Raw genomic sequence first — 19,508 nt, forward strand, 5'->3', positions numbered from 1 at the left:
CTCTTGACGGCACAACCGGCAGATAGCCGTTTCGTTCAAGTTTAGCCTAGGCTAATTTCGCTTTGCCGGCTGCGCAGTTCAACCGTCAGCGCGGCGATCGCTTCCAGCGTGCCGTCGCTGACATGATGCTCCATCCCTTCCGAATCAGCTTCGGCGACGGCGTCGTCGAGCCCCAGGGCACGAAGGAAGTCATAGACCACCCGGTGGCGGGTACGCGACCGGTCCGCCATCTGGGCCCCCGCGGCGGTGAGGAACAGCGACCGATAGGGCTTGTTCTCGACAAGCCCTTCGCGCTTCAGGCGCGCGACGATCTTTGCGGCGGTCGCCTGGGTCACCGCCATGTTCTCGGCGACGTCGGTAAGGCGTGCTTCGCCCTGCTCGGCGATCAAGTCGCCGATCAGTTCGACATAGTCCTCGGCGACTTCGCTTTTATGGGCCTCACGTGTGCGGCGGAACGCCGCCGCACGCCGCTCGGCGCTGGATGTTGCCATGACGCGTCCCGCCTCCCTCATGACGGGAGGTCTTAGCGTCTGCACCCGACCGGCGAAACAGGCGATGCCGCCGGTTTCGCCGGTCCCGGTACGCGCTAAAAGGCCGCGGAGACCGAGAACACCGCCTGCCCGTCCGCGATCGACCCGCCGTCCTTGGTGGAGGAGAAGTTCGGCAGCAGATAGGCGGACTCGCTGCGGCTGATGTCGGTATCGACATAGGCCACCCCGAGCGTGAGCGGCCCGACCGCAACATCGGCACCGAGCATCCAGTCCCAGTATTTGCCGGTCGGCGCTACGCTGGTGCCGTTGGGGCCAAGGCCGGGATTACCGTCCGAATAGCCGATATGGGCCTTCAGCGTCACCGGCGTCCCTGGCAGTCCGGTCGACCCGTCCCCCCAAAGGTAGAGATTATCTTCCTTCTGCCCGCGGCTGTACGGCGTCGCCGAATAATTGCCGAGCGCTTCCTGCTTGGGTGCATAGGCGACGCCCGCGGTCAGCGAGACCGGGCCGAGCGACCCACCCAGCTTCACATACGGTTCGGCGAAATCGGTCTCATCTGCGCCGCCCGGGTACATGTACCAGGTCACGCCGATGTCGAGCGTTCCACCATTGCCGATATCGGTCTTGTATCCGCCGATCAGATCGAGTTCGACATTGGCGCCGCCAAAGGTGCCCCAGCCAGCCAGGTTGGAACCCCAGGTGCCGATGTAGAAGCCGCTTTCGTGCGCGACGGTGAACCCCGCCTGCACGGCGATCTCCTCGTCGGACTGCGAAACGCCTCGGAAGCGGTAGTCGGAGACAAGAGCAGCGCTTCCGGAAACGGTGATCGGACCAGGCGGATCGGTTTCCTGCGCGAGCGCGCCGGGAGCGGAACAAACGAAAAGCACCGCCGCAGCAGTGGAAGTAACAAGGAACTTCATCAGCCAACCCCTTTATGGCAGACTTAGGAAGTTCCTCCTGCGCCCGGGCCGCCGTCCCTTCTCCCGCTGCGCTTAAAAACGGGGAGACACGATCGGCCCGGACTTCTTATTGGTTAGCACCACCGGCGTGTCAACCGGATTGCCCGCCTGTAACGAAGTATTGCGCAAGCTTAGGCGAACGCCGCCATCTTGCCGGTGGCACCCGACAATTCGACTTGCCCACCGCCGGCACGGCGACGCTGCAGCCAGTCCTTCATCAGTTCGGCGCAGGTGTGATCCACCGCCGAGAGATGCGTGAGGTCCAGCCGCACCGGCCCCCCGCCCGAAACCGATTCCAGCGCGTCGGACAGCTTGGGCAGCGCCACGAAGGTTGCGGACCCCGACAAGGCGATCGTCTGCAAGCCTTCGTCCTGCTGCCGGTCGACCTTGAGGCCAAGCCGGCGGAAGTGCGGCACCAGTTCCAGCAGCGACAGCGCGATGCCGACGAGCACGCCGGTCAACAGGTCCTCGGCCACCACCAGGATGAGCGTCACGGCCCAGATCGCGACGGGCAGCAGGCCATAGTCGCGGAACAGATGCCTGGCATGGTTGAAGTTGACGAGCCGCGCGCCCGTCACCACCAGCACCGCGCCGAGCGCGGCCATCGGGATCTCGCGCAGCAGCCAGGGCAGCAGCGCGACAAAGGCGAGGATCCACGCGCCGTGCAGGATCGTGGAAAGCCGCGTCTGGGCGCCCGCCTGGACGTTCGCCGAGCTGCGGACGATCACGCCGGTCATCGGCAGCGCGCCGGCAAGGCCGCACAACAGGTTGCCGATACCCTGCGCCCGCAACTCCTTGTTGTAGTTGGTGCGGACGCCATCGTGCATGCGGTCGACGGCCGCGGCGGACAGCAAAGTCTCGGCGCTGGCGATGAAGGCGATGGCGAGCGCGGCGGTGATCACCGCCGGGTCGATCCAGCGGCTGAAGAAGCTGGCGTTCGGCAGCGTGATCGCCGCGAAGATGTTCTCCGGAACCGAGACGCGAGTCACGCCGAGATCCATGCCCCACGCGATCAGCGTGCTTGCCGCGACACCGAGCAACGCGGCGGGCAACAGCTTGAGCGAGGCGGGGCGGAGTTTCTCCCAGGCCAGCATGATCGCGATGGTTAGGAGACCCAGCAGCAGGGCGATCTCCGTCGCCTCTATGCTGCTCGGCGACAGTCCGAGCAGGCGGCCCGGCATCGCGGCGAGGTTTTCGAGGCCGTTCGACAAGGGCTTGGCGTCGAACAGCACATGATATTGCCCGACGACGATCAGCACGCCGATGCCCGCGAGCATCCCATGCACGACCGCCGGAGAGATGGCACGGAACCAGCCGCCCAGCCGGAAGATGCCGGCGACGACCTGGATCGCGCCGGCGAGCACCAGAATGGGTCCGAGTGCCGACAATCCCTGATCGCGCACCAGTTCGAAGACGATCACCGCCAGACCCGCGGCGGGGCCGCTGACCTGAAGCGGGGACCCGGCAAAGGCGCCGACGACCAGGCCGCCGATGATGCCGGTGATCAGCCCCTTTTCAGGCGGTACGCCCGAGGCGATGGCGATGCCCATGCAGAGCGGCATCGCCACCAGGAACACGACGATCGATGCCGTGAAGTCCCGCACCAGGGTGCCGGACTTGGCCGGTTCGGCAGAAATCATTCCGCGGCTTCCAGGCCATGGTGCTCGGACGCGATCCGCTTGGCGGCGGGCAGCGCGACGGGAAGCGGACGGTCGTCGCGGATCGGCACGAAGCGGCCGGTCTCGCCGTCGAGGCCGAGCACCATGCCCGCACTGATGTCGACGAACCAGCCATGCAGGGCCACGTCGCCGCGCGAGATCGCCGCGGTCACGGAGGGGTGGGTGCGCAGATGCGCCAGCTGCACCACGACATTCTCCAGGCTGGCCGCACGCACCGCGTCGCCATTCTCCATGTCAGGATACCCGCCCTTCACGACCGACTCGGCGGCATGGCTGTGGCGCAGCCAGGCAGCGACATTGGGCATGCCGTTCAGCATCTCCGGGTTCATCAGCGCCTTCATCGCGCCGCAGTCCGAATGGCCACAGACGATGATGTCGCGAACGCCCAGCGCCGCGACGGCATATTCCACCGTCGACGAGACGCCCCCGTTCTGCGTGGAGAAAGGCGGCACGATGTTGCCGGCATTGCGGCAGACGAACAGGTCGCCGGGCTGGGCCTGGATGATATGCTCCGGCACCACGCGCGAATCCGCGCACGAGATCATGAGCGCCTTCGGGCTCTGACCATCGGCCGCGAGCTTCGAATACAGGGCGCTCTGATCCGGGAAGACCTGCTTCTCGAAACCGACGACGCGTCCGATTACTTCGTTCACCGCTCAACTCCTCTCAAAACCCGCGCCTGAAAGGGCAGGACAATCGAGTAGTAGTTAGGCGACTAGTTTTGCTGCGGCGCAGCGCTTCCGTAAGGAATTGTTGCTATGCGGAACGGGGGCGCGGCAGCACGATCCGCGCCTGGAGGCCACCCTCGGCTCGGTTCCCCAGGATCAGGGTACCGCCCTCGCCTTCCACTGCCTTTGCGACGATGGAGAGCCCCAAGCCCAAACCCAGGGTGTCCCGCGCGCGCGCGCGGTCGAGCCGAACGAACGGCTCCAGCACCTTCTTCAGCGCCTCTTCGGGGATGCCCGGCCCGTCATCCTCGACGGACACGGTCACGGTGTCGTCGGCAGCGTGGAGCGTCACCCACACCTGATCCGCGTAATGGATGCCGTTCTCCACCAGGTTGATCAGCGCCCGCTTGAGGGTCATCGGCCGGATCGCAAGCTCGAGATGCTCGGGCCCGGCATAGCGTACCAAATGGCCGTGATCGGCCGCGTCATCGGCGATGGTCGCGCACAGAACGGCCAGGTCCGCCGCAACCTGCGGCTCCAGGTCCACTTCGCCGCCAAGATAGGCGAGCAACGATCCGATCATCGCCTCCATCTCGCCGATATCGGCCTGCACGGCGTCGAGCACCGCCGGATCCTCGATCGCCTCGGCGCGCAGCCGCAACCGGGCGAGCGGCGTACGCAGATCATGGCCGACGGCGGCCAGCGCCTGGGTTCGGTCGCTGATCAGCCGGTGAATGCGTGCCTGCATGCGGTTGAACGCAGTGATGACCCGCCGCACTTCGCGAGGTCCCGCTTCCGGCACCGCTTCCGCAATGTCGCTCCCGACATGCTCGGCGGCATGCGCGAGCCGGCGCATTGGTAACAGGGTCTGGCGGACCAACACGCCCCCCGCCAGGATGATCGCGACCGCCGGCGCCAGCGCGAGCAACATCCGCTCGAGCGAAAACCCCAGGTGCCGCACCGGCTCGCGCGTGCCGAACGCCATCCAGGTTCCGTCACGCAGCGCCAGTCCGCCGACGATCACCGCCCGCCGCGGCGCCCCGTTCAAGCGTAGCCGCAGATTGGAATGCGTGAGGCTCGGCTCCCACACGACGACTTGCTGGTAGATCCGGTCGAGTGTCGGTGCGGCGGCGAGATATGCGGGCACCCGTGGCATCCATCCAATGCTGTACCGCGAAGTGGTCAGGTCCTGCGCCACCGCCGCCCGGGCGTTCTGGGGCGCGTCGTCGAGCAGCTTGCGCGCGATGATCAGATGCTCCGCCAGACGGCGCGCCTCATCGTCGCGCACCGAAAGCTGGCTTGCGCGTTCGTAGAAGAAGGTACTGGCGCCGAATTCGATCAGGATCGCCAGAAGCAGGATAGCGAAGATCCTGCCGATCAGCCCGAGTGGGGGCCGGAGCAGATGCATCAAGCCCGGGTGACCGGCGCGTTGAGCATATAGCCGACGCCCCGCACGGTGATGATCGGAGCCTTGGCGCCGGCGGTCGACAGCTTTCGTCGCAGCCGGCTGATCAGGACGTCGACGCTGCGATCCGAGCTGTCGCCGAGCCTTGTCCGCGACAATTCGATCAACCGCTCGCGCGCGATCACGCGACCCGAATGGTCGCACAGGCTGACGAGGAGGTCGAACTCGGCGCCGGTCAGCTCGATCACCGCGCCGGTTGGGGAAAGCAGTTCGCGGCGTGGAAGATTGACCGTCCAGCCGTCGAAGCGGAGCATCCCCTGTGCAGGCTGGGCGTCGCCATCGGGCCGCCCGCTTCCACGGCGCAGCACCGCGCGCACCCGTGCGATCAACTCCCGCGTGCCGAACGGCTTTGCGAGATAATCGTCGGCGCCGAGCTCAAGCCCGACGACCCGGTCGGTCTCGCTGCCCTTGGCCGAAATAAAGATCACCGGGATCTGGCTTTTTTCACGAAGGGTTCGGCAAAGATCGATGCCGCTGGTGCCAGGCAACATCACGTCCAAGATAACGAGATCGGCGGGGCCCGCGTCGAGCGCGACCCACATCTCGGCACCCGTCGCCGCCGGACGCACGCGATAGCCATGTTCCTGCAGCGCGCGCGAGGTCAACGTCCGCAGCGGCGGATCGTCCTCGACGAGGATGATCGTCGGCGCCGTCGCGGGCAAGGGAGACTGGAACATGCGACTGCCCTAAAAACCTGCAGGGGGCGGGTCAACGCCGCATTGCACCACAACGCCGCGACGCTCCCGCCGCAGAGGCAGGAATAGTCGGCGATACAACGGCTTAGCGAAGCCTTAAGCTTCCTCTTCTACAAAACACCATCGGGCAACAAGGATCTTCGTCCGAGATGGTCCGCGCAGCGGCATCAGCAAGCGGAGCATTGCCCACGCCTCGAATGGCGGACGCCAAGCAGCGGAGCGGAACAGATGACCTATCAGAGCGCGGCAGACAGCTTCAGGCCAAGCCAATCCAATTCCCGCAAGGAACTGCGGGTAGAAGTCCATCTTGAGAGCGTGCTGGGCAGTTCGATGCTGGGCAAGCGCAAAGTGGAGTTGCTGGACATCTCGAACTTCGGATGCCGCGCAGTGTGTTCGTTGAACGTCGAACCGGGTACCAAAGTCGTGCTGACGATGCCCGGGCTGGCGCCGATCGGCGCGCAGATCCGCTGGAGCCGGCAGGGCTGTCTGGGCCTGGAATTCGCAACCCCGCTGCATCCCCTGATCCTGCATCGGCTCGTTGCGGAGAGCCGCGAAGCCTGAGGAAGCCGACTCAGGCCGCCTGTTCCCAGCGTCCGGCCTCGTCCTGCTTCCAGTATCGCCGCTCCACGCCGTCCTTGCCAGCAAGCCCCTTCCACGCCAGCCGCGCTTCCTGGATGTGGTCGTCGGTGAAGAAGTGGAAAGCGCGGGTAAACGCCAGTGCCTCGTCCCGCCATACGCCATCCGCCAGCGCGACGTTCTCCGCGCCGTTCGCCGCCGCTACGGCGCCACTGATCAACACCGGCTGGCGTGCATCGTCTTCACCGCCGGCAAGGCCGTGGGGCAGGAAGCTGTCCGGCGCATAGGTCCATAGCTGTTGGTCCAGCTGCACCCGCACCTCCTCTTCCGACGCGACCACCAGCAACCGCCCCGCATTCGCCAGGATACGCTCGGCAATGCGGGGAAGTGCGCGTGCCAGAGGGGTTCTGGTCAGGTGGTAGAAATCGACCTGCATAGCCCCCTTTAGCGCGCGGAAACGGTCTGGCCAACGCACCCGCCGTTGCGATGCGGGAAGCGCTGCGATAGGGCCGAAGCGGGCCGCGTGCCGGGAGTGAAGAAAAAGGTGGGAATCAAGGTGACGCGCAAGGCGTTATTGCTGTCGGGCGCTCTCGGGATTTGCTTCTCGGCGCAAGCGCGTGCGCAGCAGACGGCCGATGTTCAGGAGGCGCCCGCGGGACAGCCCGACCTGCCGCAGACGCCACCTGACGCGCCGACGGCACAGCCGTCGAACGAGGGCCAGGCCGGATCGGCCTCGCTGCAGACGCCCGGCGTCACGCCCCCCCCACCCTCGCCGATGGCGACCGAGAACCCCGACGAGGTACAGTTCACCGCCGATCGCATCGACTATGACTATGAAAAGGATGTCGTCACCGCCAATGGCGACGTTCGCCTGTATCGGCGCAGCGATCGCCTGCGCGCCGATACCGTGGTCTGGGACCGCAAAACCGGCCAGGTGACCGCCGAAGGCAACATCGTCATCATCAATCCGGAAGGCGACGCCGCTTATGGCGACCGGATCGAACTGACCGACACGCTCAAAGACGGCGTGGTCGAGAACATGCTGGTGGTACTCGACGCCGGCGGACGCGTCGCGGCGGAGCGCGGGCGCCGCGAGAATGGCGTCATCACCGTGGAGAACGCTGCCTATACGCCGTGCACCGTGACCGACACCGGCGGCTGCCCGAAAGAGCCGTCGTGGAAGATCACCGCGGCGCAGGTAGTCTACGATCCGGCGCAGGGCCGCATCCGCTATACCGGGGCGCATGTCTCGATATTCGGGATCGTCTCGATCCCGCTCCCGTCGTTTTCGCACCCGGTGGGCGGCAGCAGCGACGACGGGTTCCTCACGCCCGACATCCGCTACAGCCGCACCAACGGCTTCCAGGTAGCCCTGCCCTATTTCTTCAGCTTCGCGCCCAATCGCGACCTGACGGTGACGCCGCGTGTCTTCAGTGGCGCCTTGCCGATGCTGCAGGGCGAATATCGCCAGTTGTCGGATATCGGCGCGTTCCGGGTGACCGGCTATGGCACCTATAGCCGCCGTGCCGACGACCTGACCGTTCCCGTCACCGATGAAACGTCGCGCAACGACTTTCGCGGCTATCTCGACGCAGTGGGCCGCTTCCAGCTCGATCCGAACTGGAGCGCCAGCGCGTCGATCCGGGCCACGACCGACCGCACGTTCCTGCGCCGCTACGACATTTCGCGCGACGACCGTCTGCGCAACAATGTTCGCGTCGAGCGCATCGACCAGGACTCCTACTTCTCGATCAACGCCTGGGCGGTGCAGACGCTGCGCGTTGGCGAACGGCAGGGCGCGCAGCCGATCGCCCTGCCCGAGCTCGACTATCGCCGTCGGCTCGACGATGGCGTCCTTGGCGGCCTTCTCCAGTTCCAGGTCAACACGCTCGCTATCGCGCGGACCGACGGCCAGGATTCGCAGCGTGCCTTCGCCAGCGCGCAATGGGACGTGCGGCGGCTGACGCCCTGGGGGCAGGAACTCACCCTTACCGCTTATGGCCGCGCCGACGCCTACAACACGCACGACACGCTGGAGACGGTTGAAAGCTATCGCGGGCTCGAGGGCTTCCGGTTCCGCGGGATCGGCGCGCTGGCATTCGACGTGAAGTGGCCGCTGATCGGCGAGGCGTTCGGTGGCACCCAGCGGATCACGCCCAGGATCCAGATCGTCGCCGCTCCGAAGACCAACAATCTGGACGTGCCGAACGAAGACGCCCGGGCCGTCGATCTGGAAGACTCCAACCTTTTCGCGCTCAACCGCTTCTCCGGATACGACCGGTTCGACGATTCGACCCGCGTCACGCTGGGCGTCGATTACTCGCTCTACCTCCCCGGGATCAGCATCGACGCCAATGTCGGCCAGAGCTATCGCCTGTCCTCGCAGGAATCTATCCTTCCCGACGGCACGGGGCTGAACGACCGTGTTTCGGACATCGTCGGGCGCACGGTGGTGCGCTTCCGCGACTTCGTCAGCCTTACCCACCGCTATCGCCTCGACAAGGACGGCCTGGCGATCCGCCGGAACGAAGTCGACGCCACGGTGGGCTCGCGCAGCACCTATGTGCAGGTCGGCTATCTCCGCCTCAACCGCAACGCCACCGGCGTGCTCGAGGATCTGCAGGACCGCGAAGAGGCGCGCCTCGGCGCCCGGGTGCAGCTCGCCCGCTTCTGGTCGGTGTCGGGATCGCTGCTCGTCGACCTGACCGACCGCAACGAGGATCTCCTGTCGCAGGCCGACGGGTTTGAGCCGGTGCGGCATCGGCTGGGCGTGGCCTATGAGGACGATTGCCTCCGGCTCGGCCTCACCTGGCGGCGCGACTATGAGACGACGGGCGACGCGCGGCGCGGCAACAGTTTCCTCTTGGCGCTGGCGTTCAAAAATCTCGGCCGCTAGAAACCTGGGGCGGGATCGGGCGACAGGCCGGATTCCGCTAAGCCTTGGTTCAGGCACAATTGGCGAGTAAGCGCCACGTATCTGTATGATGAGGGTTCGGGCTCACGTGAACACTGGTGTTGCGAAGGCGATCCGTTTGGGTCGCAAGACTGTTTTGGCGCTAGGGGTTGCGGGGCTGGCGTCTGTGGCGCTCGCCCAGACCGTACCCGATCAGCAGAGCGTTCCAAATACCGGGCTGGATCTTCCGGCCAACCTGCAGATATTCGGCAAGGCCGATCCGAACGTCCGCAAGCCGACCGCGATCGTCAATGACGTGGTCATTACCGGCACCGACGTGGACCAGCGCGTCGCGCTGATCGTCGGGCTGAACAAGCTCACGCTCAAGGCCGAGGAGCTCGACCAGCTTCGCCTGACCGTGCTGCGCCAGATCATCGACGAGACGCTGCAGATCCAGGAAGCCAAGGCGAACCAGATCACGGTCGAGGCCAAGGAAGTCGACACCAGCTTCAACAGCGTCGCGCGCCGCCTGGAAAAGACCCCCGAGCAGTTCCGCGTCTGGCTGAAGCAGTCGGGTTCGTCCGAACGCTCGATTCGCCGCCAGATCGAGGGCGAGATCGCTTGGAGCCGGCTGCTGCGCCGCCGCGTCGACGTCAATGTCAGCGAGGCCGAGGTCAAGGACTGGATCGACCGCTGGACCAAGCAGAAGGGTAGCGACGAGTATCACGTCTACGAGATCTACCAGAACGCGACGCCGGACCGCGCGCAGGAAGTGCGTGCGGGCATGCAGCGCATGATCCAGCAGATGCGCGAAGGCGCGCCGTTCGACTATCTGGCGCGGACCTATTCGGAGGCGTCCACCAAGTCGGTTGGCGGCGATCTCGGCTGGATCCGTCCTGCCATGCTGCCCGATCCGCTCGCCCGCGCGGCGCAGGAGATGCAGGCCGGCCAGGTTGCCGGCCCGATCGAGCTGCCGACCGGGTTCTCGGTGCTGTACCTGGCCGAGAAGCGCCAGGTCGGCATGGCCGATCCGCGGGACGCCAAGCTCAGCCTGCGCCAGCTCGCGATCAACTTTCCGAAGGGCATGACTCAGGCACAGGCCACCGCGCGGGCCAGCGCCTTCGCCACCGCCACGCAGAAGATGCAGGGCTGCGGCGACGCGGCCAAGGTCGCGACCGCCGAGGGCGCCGAGATGGTCGACCGCGACGGCGTCGTGATCCGCGAATTGCCGGCGGCGCTGCAGACGATGATCCTGCCGCTCCAGATCGGTCAGGTCAGCCGTCCCTTCGGCTCGGTCGAGGAAGGCGTGCGGGTGCTCGTGATCTGCGGCCGCGACGATCCCGCCGCCCCGGGTGCGCCTTCGGTCGAGCAGTTGCAGGACCAGATCGCCGAGCAGCGCGTCAACATTCGCGCACAGCGCATGCTGCGCGACCTGCGCCGCGACGCTCTGGTCGAATATCGCTGACCGCGTGACGGTCCGGACCACAATCCGACCGCTCGCCGTCACGATGGGGGACCCGGCCGGTATCGGGCCGGAGATCATCGCCAAGGCGTGGAACGCGCGCGCGGCGGAGTCGCTCGCGCCGTTCTTCGTGATCGGCAATGCCAAGGCGATCGCCGCGGTGTGGGACGGCCCGCTTGTCGAGGTTCGTTCGCCGGACGAAGCGGCTTCGAAGTTTGCCGACGCGCTGCCGATCCTGTCGGTAGGCGAAGTTGGCGAAGTCACTCCAGGTCGGCCGGACGGTGACAGCGCCCGCGTGGCGCTTCAGGCGCTGGAGATCGGCGTGGGCCTCGCCCGGTCGGCGGCGGGCGCGCTGGTGACTGGCCCCGTCTCCAAGGCGCAGCTATATCAGATCGGCTTCACGCATCCCGGCCAGACCGAGTTCGTCGCGGAGCGATGCGGCGTGTCGGCGGAAAGCGCGGTGATGATGCTTGCGGGTCCCACTCTCCGGGTCGTGCCGATGACGGTGCATGTGCCCCTGTCTGAGGTGCCCGGCCTCATCTCGCAGGAACTCATCCTCTCCAAGGCCAGGGTGACGGCGCGCGGGCTGTTGCGCAACTTCGGCATCGAACGTCCGCGGCTGGCGTTTGCCGGGCTGAACCCGCACGCCGGCGAAGGCGGCGCGATCGGACATGAGGAAGTCGACATCCTCATTCCCGCGATCGAGCAGCTGCGCGCCGAGGGCATTGATGCGGTCGGCCCGTTTTCGGCGGACACCATGTTCCATGCCCGGGCCCGCGCCGGATATGACGCGGCGCTGTGCCTGTATCACGACCAGGCGCTGATCCCGATCAAGACGCTCCATTTCGATGACGGCGTGAACATGACGCTCGGGCTGCCGCTGGTGCGGACATCGCCGGATCACGGGACGGCGTTCGGCATTGCCGGGCGCGACGAAGCCGATCCCGGCGCAATGATCGCCGCCATACGCATGGCGCAGATGGCGGCCGAACGGCGCGCCGCGACCGCCGCGGCGGGCGTGTCTTGAGCGTCGCCCTCCCCCCACTTCGCGAGGTCATCCAGCGCTACGGGCTCAACGCCAGCAAGGCGCTGGGGCAGAACTTCCTGTTCGATTCGCAGCTGCTGGGCCGCATCGCCCGGGTTCCCGGCAACCTCAACGGGGCCGAGGTGTTCGAAGTCGGCCCCGGGCCCGGCGGGCTCACGCGCGCCCTGCTCGAGGGTGGCGCGCAAGTCACGGCGGTCGAGCGGGACCGCCGCTGCATTCCCGCGCTGGCCGAACTCGGCGAGGCGTTTCCGGGCAAGCTGCACGTCATCGAAGGCGACGCGCTCGAAGTCGACGCGCCCGCGCTGTTCGAGGGCAAGCCGCATGTCGTCGCCAATCTGCCCTATAATGTCGGCACCGCGCTGCTGGTCGGATGGCTTTCCACGCAATGGGAGCCGTGGTGGGCGAGCCTCACCCTGATGTTCCAGAAGGAAGTGGCCGAACGCATCGTCGCCGCGCCCGATACCGACGCCTATGGCCGCCTCGCGGTGCTCAGCCAGTGGCGGTCGCAGGCGCGGATCGCGATGACGGTGCACCGCTCGGCCTTCACGCCGCCGCCAAAGGTGATGTCCGCGGTGGTCCACATCGTGCCCGCCGAAGCCCCGGCTGGGGTGCGCTTCCCGGTGCTCGAAGCGATTACCGCCGCCGCCTTCGGCCAGCGGCGCAAGATGCTGCGCCAGAGCCTGAAGCCGGTCGTCGGCGCGCTCGACGCAATGGCGGCGTTGGGGATCGAGTCCAGCCGCCGCGCCGAGACGCTGTCGGTGGACGAGTTCGTCAGCCTCGCCCGCGTCCTGAGCCAGAGCCCGGCGCTCTAGGGAGTGGCGGGTGCCGGCGTCGCGCCGCCGGTCTGCGCGGTCGCCGTGGCCGGGGGACCCTTGGCGATCGCCGCCGCCAGCATATTCGCGTCGTTGCACTGGCCCTTGCAGATCGTCTGGATCTTGCCGAGATTTTCCTTGGCCTTCTCGATCGCGCCCTTGGCGACCATCGCCTCGCCCTGCCCGCGCAACGCCGCCAAGTCGTTGGCCTGAAGCGCCAGCGCCTCGCGGTACAGCCGGATCGCCTTGCCCGGGAGCCCACGTCCGCGCGAAATCTCCGCCAGGACGATAAACGCGTCGCGATTGCGCGGATCGAGCGCCAGCGCGCTTTCCAGCGCGTCCTGTGCGCCCTCGATGTTGCCCGATGCCTGGGCCGCACGACCCTGCTGCAGCAGCACCATCGACCGGGGGTCGATCTCGTCGCCGGGCCGCTGCGCCATCAGCGAAGAAGAAAGTGACAAGACCATCAGCGCAACCGCAGCCGAAATCGCAGTGATCCGCATCCAAATCTCCGAAAATGAACTGCTTACGGCTATCATGCGCGCATCAGCTTCGCGACAAAAAAGCCGTCGGTGCCATCGTGAAGCGGGGTCAGGCGAACACCGTGGCCACGCGCGCGGCCGGCGCCGAGGTTAAGCGGAGCCGCTGCCCAGCCGGGATGGCGCGCAAGGAACTTGGTGACCTGCTCGGCCCCTTCGGCATCCAGCAGCGAGCATACGATGTAGAGCAGCGCGCCACCGGGCGCGACAAGGTCCGCCGCGATGTCGAGCAGGCTTGCCTGAGTGTCACCCAGCCGTTTCAGCCGCGCGTCGGTAAGCCGCCAGCGTGCCTCAGGATTGCGCCGCCACGTGCCCGTGCCCGAGCAGGGCGCATCGATCAGCACGAGATCGGCCTCGCCTCGCCAGTCGGCCAGCAGCTCGGCCTCGCGCGAGGGATCCAGCAGCCGCGTCTCGGCGATCGTCACCCCTGCCCGCGCGGCGCGCGGCGCCAGCCGTGACAGGCGGGGCCGGTCGATGTCGCACGCCAGGATGCTGCCCTGGTTCGCCATTGCCGCGGCAAGCGCGAGCGTCTTGCCCCCACCGCCGGCGCACAAGTCGACCACCTTCGTCCCAGGGCGTGCGTCTGCCGCGGCGGTGACGATCTGGCTGCCGGCGTCCTGGATCTCGAACAGCCCGTCGGCATAGGCCGGCAGCCGCTCGAGCGGCGTGTCGCTCGGCACCCGCCACCCGTCGGGCAAGTGCGCCAACGGTGTCGCACCCGCAAGCTCGCTCGCCAGAGCCGCGGCTTCCGGCCTCAACCGGTTCAGGCGGATGTCGAGCGGCGCACGCTCCAGCAGCGCCGCCTGCTCGTCCCCATCCAGCCCCGATCGCTCGAAGCGCTTGCGGAGCCAGTCCGGAAGCGCGCCGGGTTGCGCGGCTGGCTCCTCGTCGCTCAGCAGGGGCGGCCCATAGGGTGATCCGTCGAACGTGGCGGCCAATTCGGGCTTGCCCCGGGCGAGCGCTACCATTGCCGCGCGGCCGCTATCGGGCCGTTCGCCGCACAACCGGATCGCCTCATAGATCAGGTCCCGGATCGCGCGCCGGTCCTTGGAGCCGGCATAGCGCCGTTCGGCGAAGCCGCGCGCGATCAGCGTGTCCGCCGCCGCGCCACCCTCGCGCGCGGCCGTGATGATCCGATCGAGCAGATCGATCGCCGCCTGAGTGCGGGCAGCGGGCGTCATGGCTCAGCGCGTCGGGTAATTGGGAGCTTCCCGGGTGATCGTCACGTCGTGGACGTGGCTTTCGCGCAGGCCGGCATTGGTGATGCGGACGAAGCGCGCCTTCTTCTGCAGATCGGGAATCGTCGCTGCGCCGACATAGCCCATCGCCGCCTTCACGCCGCCGACGAGCTGGTGGATCACGTCGCGCGCCGGACCCTTGAACGGCACCTGGCCCTCGATGCCTTCGGGCACCAGCTTGAGCTGGTCCTTCACGTCCTGCTGGAAATAGCGATCCGCCGAACCGCGCGCCATCGCGCCGACCGAGCCCATGCCGCGATAGGATTTGTACGCGCGGCCCTGATACAGGAAGGTCTCGCCCGGCGCTTCCTCGGTGCCGGCCAGCAGCGATCCGATCATCGCGCTGGAGGCCCCTGCCGCAAGCGCCTTGGCGACGTCGCCCGAGGTGCGGATGCCGCCATCGGCGATCACCGGCACGCCCGACTTGGCGGCTTCGTTGGCGGCTTCCATGACCGCGGTGAGCTGCGGCACGCCGACCCCGGCGACCACGCGGGTGGTGCAGATCGAGCCAGGACCGATGCCGACCTTGAGCCCGTCTGCGCCGGCGTCGATCAGCGCCTTGGCGGCGTCCGCCGTGGCGATGTTGCCGGCAATCACCTGGACGCGGTTCGACAGCTTCTTCACGCGCTCGACCGCGCGGCTGACTTCCTTGTTATGGCCATGCGCGGTGTCGATCACGATCAGATCGACTTCGGCATCGACCAGCGCCTCGGTGCGGGCAAAGCCCTTGTCACCCACCGTGGTGGCGGCGGCGACGCACAGGCGGCCGGCCGGATCCTTGGTCGCGCTGGGGTAATTCACGGCCTTTTCGATGTCCTTGACGGTGATCAGCCCGACGCAGCGATAGGCGTCGTCCACCACCAGCAGCTTCTCGATCCGGCGCTGATGGAGCAGCCGGCGTGCGTCCTCGGAGCTGACGCCCAAGGGCACGGTGACCAGATTCTGGTGCGTCATCAGCTCGGAGACCGGCTGGTTCGGATTGCCCGCGAAGCGCACGTCGCGGTTGGTGAGGATGCCGACCAGCTTGCCGCCATCCTCGACCACCGGAACGCCGCTGATCTTGTGGCGCGCCATCAGCGCTTGCGCGTCGGCCAGAGTGCCGGTCGGGCGCATCGTGATCGGATTGACGACCATGCCGCTCTCGAAGCGCTTGACCGCGCGGACCGCGTCGACCTGCTGATCGACGTCGAGGTTGCGATGAAGCACGCCGATGCCGCCCAGCTGCGCCATGACGATCGCCATGTCGGCCTCGGTGACGGTATCCATTGCCGAGGAGAGGATCGGAATGTTGAGCGCCAGACCCTTGGTCACGAAGGTCCGAGTGTCCGCCATGCTCGGCAGCACCTCGGACTCGCCCGGGTATAAGAGGACATCGTCGAAGGTGAGACCGAGAGGGATGTCCATGGAGAGCGCCAGGTCCTTGAGTCGAAGGTTGGCGGCCCATGTAACCGCGAGGGGGGAGATGCGCTAGGGGGTCACACCCTTCTGCTCACAGCGCATCCAGATGCGCCGCGACATAATTGGTCACTTCGCCGACGAGCGAACCGCCGAAACGCGGGTTCAGCTCGATCAGCTGCATCGTCCCGTCGACGATCTTGTAGTTGAAGCAGCAGGTGCCTTCGAAATCGAGTGCGTCGAGGATCGCCAGGCACGGCGCCAATGCCGGGCCGGGTTCGGCAGGCTCGGTCGTCGCTGCCTCCTGCCCCTGCCCGCGCACGCTCATCGCCTCGATCATGTCGTAGCGATAGCAGAGCTGGAAGCGGATCTTGCCGTCCACCCGCAGCAGATGGAGGACATATTCGTAGCGCCCCTCGGCAATGCGCTGGACGAAGGTCTCGGGATCGGGTGCGTCGGCGTCCTCGGGTCCGCGGACGATCCTGATGCCCTGGCCGAACGTGCCGTGCCGCGCCTTGCGGATATAGGGATAGGTTTGCGGGGGATCGGGAAGCAGCTCGGGCACATGGGCGCCGAAACCCTGCTCGACGAGCCACAGGTTGAAGCGCAATTTGTCGTCGATCAGCTCGACCAGCTCGGCCGAGGGCAGCACCGCCCGGCGCTTGCCCGAGCTTCGCGCCACCGCCGCGCGCGCCGAGGGCATCTGATCCAGCCGCAACGGCACGATCAGGTCGAAATAATCGGGATCCACCGCGTCGAATGGCGCGAACGCCACCTGGAAGCGGCTGTGATCGATGATCCCGGCAATCGCCGGCATCTGGGTGGTGTGGTGGCCGAAGAGGATCTGCGGAAGCATGAGCCCGGAACCCGCGGTCAGCCGATTGGCTCCGCCGCGCTGCCCAGATGGGGATAGAGCAGCCGCTTCTCGCGCTCGATCTGGTCGAGCATAGACCGGCGCATCTGGGCCGATGCCGCACAATATCCAGGCCAGTCGGCCACCACGTCGCGTAGGCTCCACCCGCTGACATGCGCCGAGGACTCCAGCCGCGCGGCGCCGCTCTCCTCGCGAAGCGGGCGCAGCCTGCCGGCTTCGGCCGGCGCGAGGCGTCCTTCCAATTCGGTGCAGAGCGCCTCGATCGCTCCCCGACGCTCGCCGCTGAGCCGCGACAGGCGGTAGCGCTCGGTCGCAAGTGCCGCTTCGTCGGGGGCGGGGCGCGAGGTCAGCTCGGCCAGCGCCTCGATGCTATCGGTCAGCGATTGGTGGAGCTGGCGCAGGTCGGGCATGTCACATCCGGTCCAGCAGGGCCTTTGCCTGGTTCACGTGCATCGCCTCGATCATCCGTCCTCGGAAGCGCTCGGCGCCGCCTTGCGCTGCGTCGATCAGCGCGCGGGCATCCTCCAGCTCCTCGGGCGAAGCACCGAAGGCAGCGGCAGCTATGTCGATTTGTCCGGGATGAATCAAGGACTTGCCGTCGAACCCCAGCATTCGCCCTTCTCGGCATTCCTTCGCCAGGCCGTCCGGATCGTCCAGCCCGTTGAACACCCCGTCGATCGCCCACACCGCGTTCGCACGCGCCGCCAGGACGATTGTCTGCAACGCGACCGACATCCCTGCGCGCCCGCTGCCGGGCGGCAGCCGCAGCCCCGCGGCCAGATCGTTGGTACCCGCGATCAACCCGGCCACACCGTCCACCGCGCCGATCTCCGCCGCCTCCAGCACTCCCAGCGGCGTCTCGATCATCGCCAGCAGCGGCTTGCCGCACGCCCGGTGAACGTCGGCGGCCTCTTCCGCGCTTTCGGCCTTGGGCAGCACGACGAAGTCGGCGAGCGAGCGGGCGATGCTGGCGAGATCGGCCAGGTGCTCGCCGGACTCGCTGCCGTTGATCCGGATGGCGCAGAGCCGCGGCCCGAACCCCCGCCCCGCCGCCTCGACCGCCGCCGCCCTGGCTTCGGCCTTGGCGTCGTCACGCACGGCGTCTTCCAGGTCGAGGATGACGAGATCCACCGTCAGCGTGGCGGCCTTCTCGATCGCCCGCGGATTGGACGCGGGCAGGAACAGGGCGGTGCGCGGCGCCAAGCGGGCTGTGGTCATGGCACGTCTCTATGCTAGCACAGGGTGCGATGGCGAGAGGACTCGGGGGAGAATGGACGTGATTTCGGCATTTCTGATCGCGCTGGCGGTGCTGGTCTTCATCTACGTGATGTCCAGCGTAAAGATCGTCACGCAGGGCTACCAATATACCATCGAGCATTTCGGCCGCTTCACCACCGTCGCTGCGCCGGGCTTCAACTTCTATCCCGCCTTTTTCTATCGTGTCGGCCGCAAGGTGAACATGATGGAGCAGGTGATCGACATCCCCGGCCAGGAGATCATCACCAAGGACAATGCGATGATCTCCACCGACGGGGTGGTGTTCTTCCAGGTCCTCGACGCCGCCAAGGCAGCCTATGAGGTTTCGGACCTCTATGTCGCGCTGCTCCAGCTCACCACGACCAATTTGCGCACGGTGATGGGATCGATGGATCTCGACGAGACGCTGTCCAAGCGTGACGAGATCAACGCGCGGCTGCTCTCGGTAGTCGATCACGCGACGACGCCCTGGGGCGTCAAGATCACCCGCGTCGAGATCAAGGACATCCGCCCGCCCGCCGACATCGTCAATGCGATGGGCCGCCAGATGAAGGCCGAGCGTGAAAAGCGCGCCAACATCCTGGAGGCCGAGGGTACCCGCGCTTCCGAGATCCTGCGCGCCGAGGGCCAGAAGCAGGCCCGCATTCTCGAAGCCGAGGGCCGCAAGGAATCGGCCTTCCGCGACTCCGAAGCGCGCGAGCGTGCGGCACAGGCCGAGGCGGAGGCAACGCGGCTGGTGTCCGACGCGATCGAGAACGGGTCGAACCAGTCGCTCAACTATTTCATCGCGCAAAAATATGTCGAGGCGATCGGCAAGTTCGCGACCTCGCCCAATGCCAAGACGATCCTGTTCCCGGTCGAGGCGACTCAGCTGATGGGCACGCTGGGCGGCATCGGCGAGCTGGCCAAGGAAGTGATGGGCAAGAACGACCCCGCCGCGCCCACCCCGCCCGCAACCCCGCCGCGCCCGCGCATCGGCCCGTTCGAGCAGCAGGGCTGATGGACTGGGTGCAGAACGCCGCAGTGCTCTGGCTGATCGGCGGGGTGCTGCTCGCCACCGCCGAGCTGCTGATCCCCGGCGTCTACCTGGTCTTCTTCGCGCTGGCGGCGGCGATCACCGGCGCGATCGCCCTGCTCTTTCCCGAACTCTCGCTCGGCGGGCAGTTGATCGGATTCGCCGCCTGGTCGCTTGCCACCGTGCTGATCGGCAAGCGCTGGTATCGTGACTTTCCCGTCGCGACGAGCGATCCGCTGCTCAACGATCGCGTCGCGCGGCTGATCGGCGAGATCGTCACCGTCGTCCAGGCGATCGAAGGCGGCCAAGGCCGCGTCCGCGTCGGCGACGGCGAATGGATCGCGCACGGCCCCGATCAGCCTGTCGGCGCGCGCGTTCGCATCACCGGCGCCACCGGCGGCAGTCTCACCGTCGAACCTGTCCCAATCCTCACTGCCTGACCTGT

At 67.0% G+C, this 19,508-nt stretch carries 20 protein-coding genes; 7 read left to right on the forward strand and 13 right to left on the reverse strand.

Features of this window, described 5'->3' with window-relative positions:
• Window positions 1–41 precede the first annotated feature (41 nt).
• The 6 genes from mntR to LZ586_RS03070 form a co-directional block, all read right to left on the reverse strand.
• A complete protein-coding gene (gene mntR / locus LZ586_RS03045; protein ID WP_235078216.1) occupies window positions 42–491 on the reverse strand; it encodes a manganese-binding transcriptional regulator MntR in 450 nt (149 codons plus the stop codon).
• A gap of 95 nt (window positions 492–586) precedes the next feature.
• Window positions 587–1,411 carry a TorF family putative porin gene (locus LZ586_RS03050; RefSeq protein WP_235078217.1) on the reverse strand — a complete coding sequence of 275 codons (825 nt, stop codon included), beginning with the start codon at window positions 1,409–1,411 and terminating at the stop codon, window positions 587–589.
• Between the two features lie 170 nt (window positions 1,412–1,581).
• The gene (locus tag LZ586_RS03055) at window positions 1,582–3,090 is read right to left on the reverse strand and encodes a SulP family inorganic anion transporter (RefSeq protein WP_235078218.1); all 1,509 of its coding nucleotides are present in this window, start codon (window positions 3,088–3,090) and stop codon (window positions 1,582–1,584) included.
• A complete protein-coding gene (locus tag LZ586_RS03060) occupies window positions 3,087–3,782 on the reverse strand; it encodes a carbonic anhydrase (protein ID WP_235078219.1) in 696 nt (231 codons plus the stop codon). Before LZ586_RS03060 ends, LZ586_RS03055 begins: the two co-directional genes overlap by 4 nt.
• Window positions 3,783–3,885: 103 nt before the next feature.
• Window positions 3,886–5,205, reverse strand: coding sequence for an ATP-binding protein (locus tag LZ586_RS03065; RefSeq protein ID WP_235078220.1), 1,320 nt, complete (start codon window positions 5,203–5,205; stop codon window positions 3,886–3,888).
• On the reverse strand, window positions 5,205–5,939 hold the full coding sequence (locus LZ586_RS03070; RefSeq protein WP_235078221.1) for a response regulator transcription factor: 735 nt from the start codon (window positions 5,937–5,939) through the stop codon (window positions 5,205–5,207). Before LZ586_RS03070 ends, LZ586_RS03065 begins: the two co-directional genes overlap by 1 nt.
• A gap of 246 nt (window positions 5,940–6,185) precedes the next feature.
• Here LZ586_RS03070 and LZ586_RS03075 point away from each other — a divergent pair, with 246 nt between their 5' ends.
• Window positions 6,186–6,518, forward strand: a complete 333-nt coding sequence (locus LZ586_RS03075; RefSeq protein ID WP_235078222.1) for a PilZ domain-containing protein — start codon at window positions 6,186–6,188, stop codon at window positions 6,516–6,518.
• A 10-nt stretch (window positions 6,519–6,528) separates the two neighbouring features.
• Here the strand turns inward: LZ586_RS03075 and LZ586_RS03080 are convergent, their stop codons facing one another.
• A complete protein-coding gene (locus LZ586_RS03080; protein WP_235078223.1) occupies window positions 6,529–6,969 on the reverse strand; it encodes a DNA polymerase III subunit chi in 441 nt (146 codons plus the stop codon).
• Between the two features lie 108 nt (window positions 6,970–7,077).
• On the opposite strand from LZ586_RS03080, the gene LZ586_RS03085 reads away from it, so the two are divergent.
• The 4 genes from LZ586_RS03085 (at window position 7,078) to rsmA (ending at window position 12,745) form a co-directional block, all read left to right on the forward strand.
• On the forward strand, window positions 7,078–9,429 hold the full coding sequence (locus LZ586_RS03085; protein ID WP_235078224.1) for an LPS-assembly protein LptD: 2,352 nt from the start codon (window positions 7,078–7,080) through the stop codon (window positions 9,427–9,429).
• An 88-nt stretch (window positions 9,430–9,517) separates the two neighbouring features.
• The gene (locus LZ586_RS03090; RefSeq protein WP_413777324.1) at window positions 9,518–10,891 is read left to right on the forward strand and encodes a peptidylprolyl isomerase; all 1,374 of its coding nucleotides are present in this window, start codon (window positions 9,518–9,520) and stop codon (window positions 10,889–10,891) included.
• Window positions 10,892–10,895: 4 nt separating this feature from the next.
• The gene (gene pdxA / locus LZ586_RS03095) at window positions 10,896–11,915 is read left to right on the forward strand and encodes a 4-hydroxythreonine-4-phosphate dehydrogenase PdxA (RefSeq protein ID WP_261346029.1); all 1,020 of its coding nucleotides are present in this window, start codon (window positions 10,896–10,898) and stop codon (window positions 11,913–11,915) included.
• Window positions 11,912–12,745 (forward strand): 16S rRNA (adenine(1518)-N(6)/adenine(1519)-N(6))-dimethyltransferase RsmA, encoded by an 834-nt coding sequence (gene rsmA / locus LZ586_RS03100; RefSeq protein ID WP_235078226.1) that lies wholly within the window; start codon window positions 11,912–11,914, stop codon window positions 12,743–12,745. Before pdxA ends, rsmA begins: the two co-directional genes overlap by 4 nt.
• On the opposite strand, the gene LZ586_RS03105 is transcribed toward rsmA, so the two are convergent.
• The 6 genes from LZ586_RS03105 to LZ586_RS03130 form a co-directional block, all read right to left on the reverse strand.
• Complete coding sequence (locus LZ586_RS03105; protein WP_235078227.1) at window positions 12,742–13,248, reverse strand: hypothetical protein; 507 nt, start codon at window positions 13,246–13,248, stop codon at window positions 12,742–12,744. The two genes, rsmA and LZ586_RS03105, sit on opposite strands and share 4 nt — an antisense overlap.
• 32 nt (window positions 13,249–13,280) lie before the next feature.
• On the reverse strand, window positions 13,281–14,465 hold the full coding sequence (locus LZ586_RS03110; RefSeq protein WP_235078228.1) for an RsmB/NOP family class I SAM-dependent RNA methyltransferase: 1,185 nt from the start codon (window positions 14,463–14,465) through the stop codon (window positions 13,281–13,283).
• A 3-nt stretch (window positions 14,466–14,468) separates the two neighbouring features.
• Complete coding sequence (gene guaB / locus LZ586_RS03115; RefSeq protein ID WP_235078229.1) at window positions 14,469–15,926, reverse strand: IMP dehydrogenase; 1,458 nt, start codon at window positions 15,924–15,926, stop codon at window positions 14,469–14,471.
• A gap of 85 nt (window positions 15,927–16,011) precedes the next feature.
• Window positions 16,012–16,773 (reverse strand): hypothetical protein, encoded by a 762-nt coding sequence (locus tag LZ586_RS03120; protein WP_235078230.1) that lies wholly within the window; start codon window positions 16,771–16,773, stop codon window positions 16,012–16,014.
• A gap of 17 nt (window positions 16,774–16,790) precedes the next feature.
• Window positions 16,791–17,201 (reverse strand): hypothetical protein, encoded by a 411-nt coding sequence (locus LZ586_RS03125; protein WP_235078231.1) that lies wholly within the window; start codon window positions 17,199–17,201, stop codon window positions 16,791–16,793.
• 1 nt (window position 17,202) lies between these two features.
• Window positions 17,203–18,009 carry an HpcH/HpaI aldolase/citrate lyase family protein gene (locus LZ586_RS03130; RefSeq protein WP_235078232.1) on the reverse strand — a complete coding sequence of 269 codons (807 nt, stop codon included), beginning with the start codon at window positions 18,007–18,009 and terminating at the stop codon, window positions 17,203–17,205.
• 52 nt (window positions 18,010–18,061) lie between these two features.
• Here LZ586_RS03130 and LZ586_RS03135 point away from each other — a divergent pair, with 52 nt between their 5' ends.
• Both LZ586_RS03135 and LZ586_RS03140 read left to right on the forward strand, forming a co-directional pair.
• Window positions 18,062–19,048: an SPFH domain-containing protein gene (locus tag LZ586_RS03135; protein WP_235078233.1), complete on the forward strand. Its 987-nt coding sequence runs from the start codon at window positions 18,062–18,064 to the stop codon at window positions 19,046–19,048.
• Window positions 19,048–19,503 carry an NfeD family protein gene (locus LZ586_RS03140; protein WP_235078234.1) on the forward strand — a complete coding sequence of 152 codons (456 nt, stop codon included), beginning with the start codon at window positions 19,048–19,050 and terminating at the stop codon, window positions 19,501–19,503. The genes LZ586_RS03135 and LZ586_RS03140 overlap by 1 nt, the downstream gene beginning before the upstream one ends.
• Window positions 19,504–19,508 lie beyond the last annotated feature (5 nt).

Origin of the sequence: Sphingomonas sp. S2-65 (assembly GCF_021513175.1) — a bacterium.
Lineage (GTDB): Bacteria > Pseudomonadota > Alphaproteobacteria > Sphingomonadales > Sphingomonadaceae > Sphingomonas.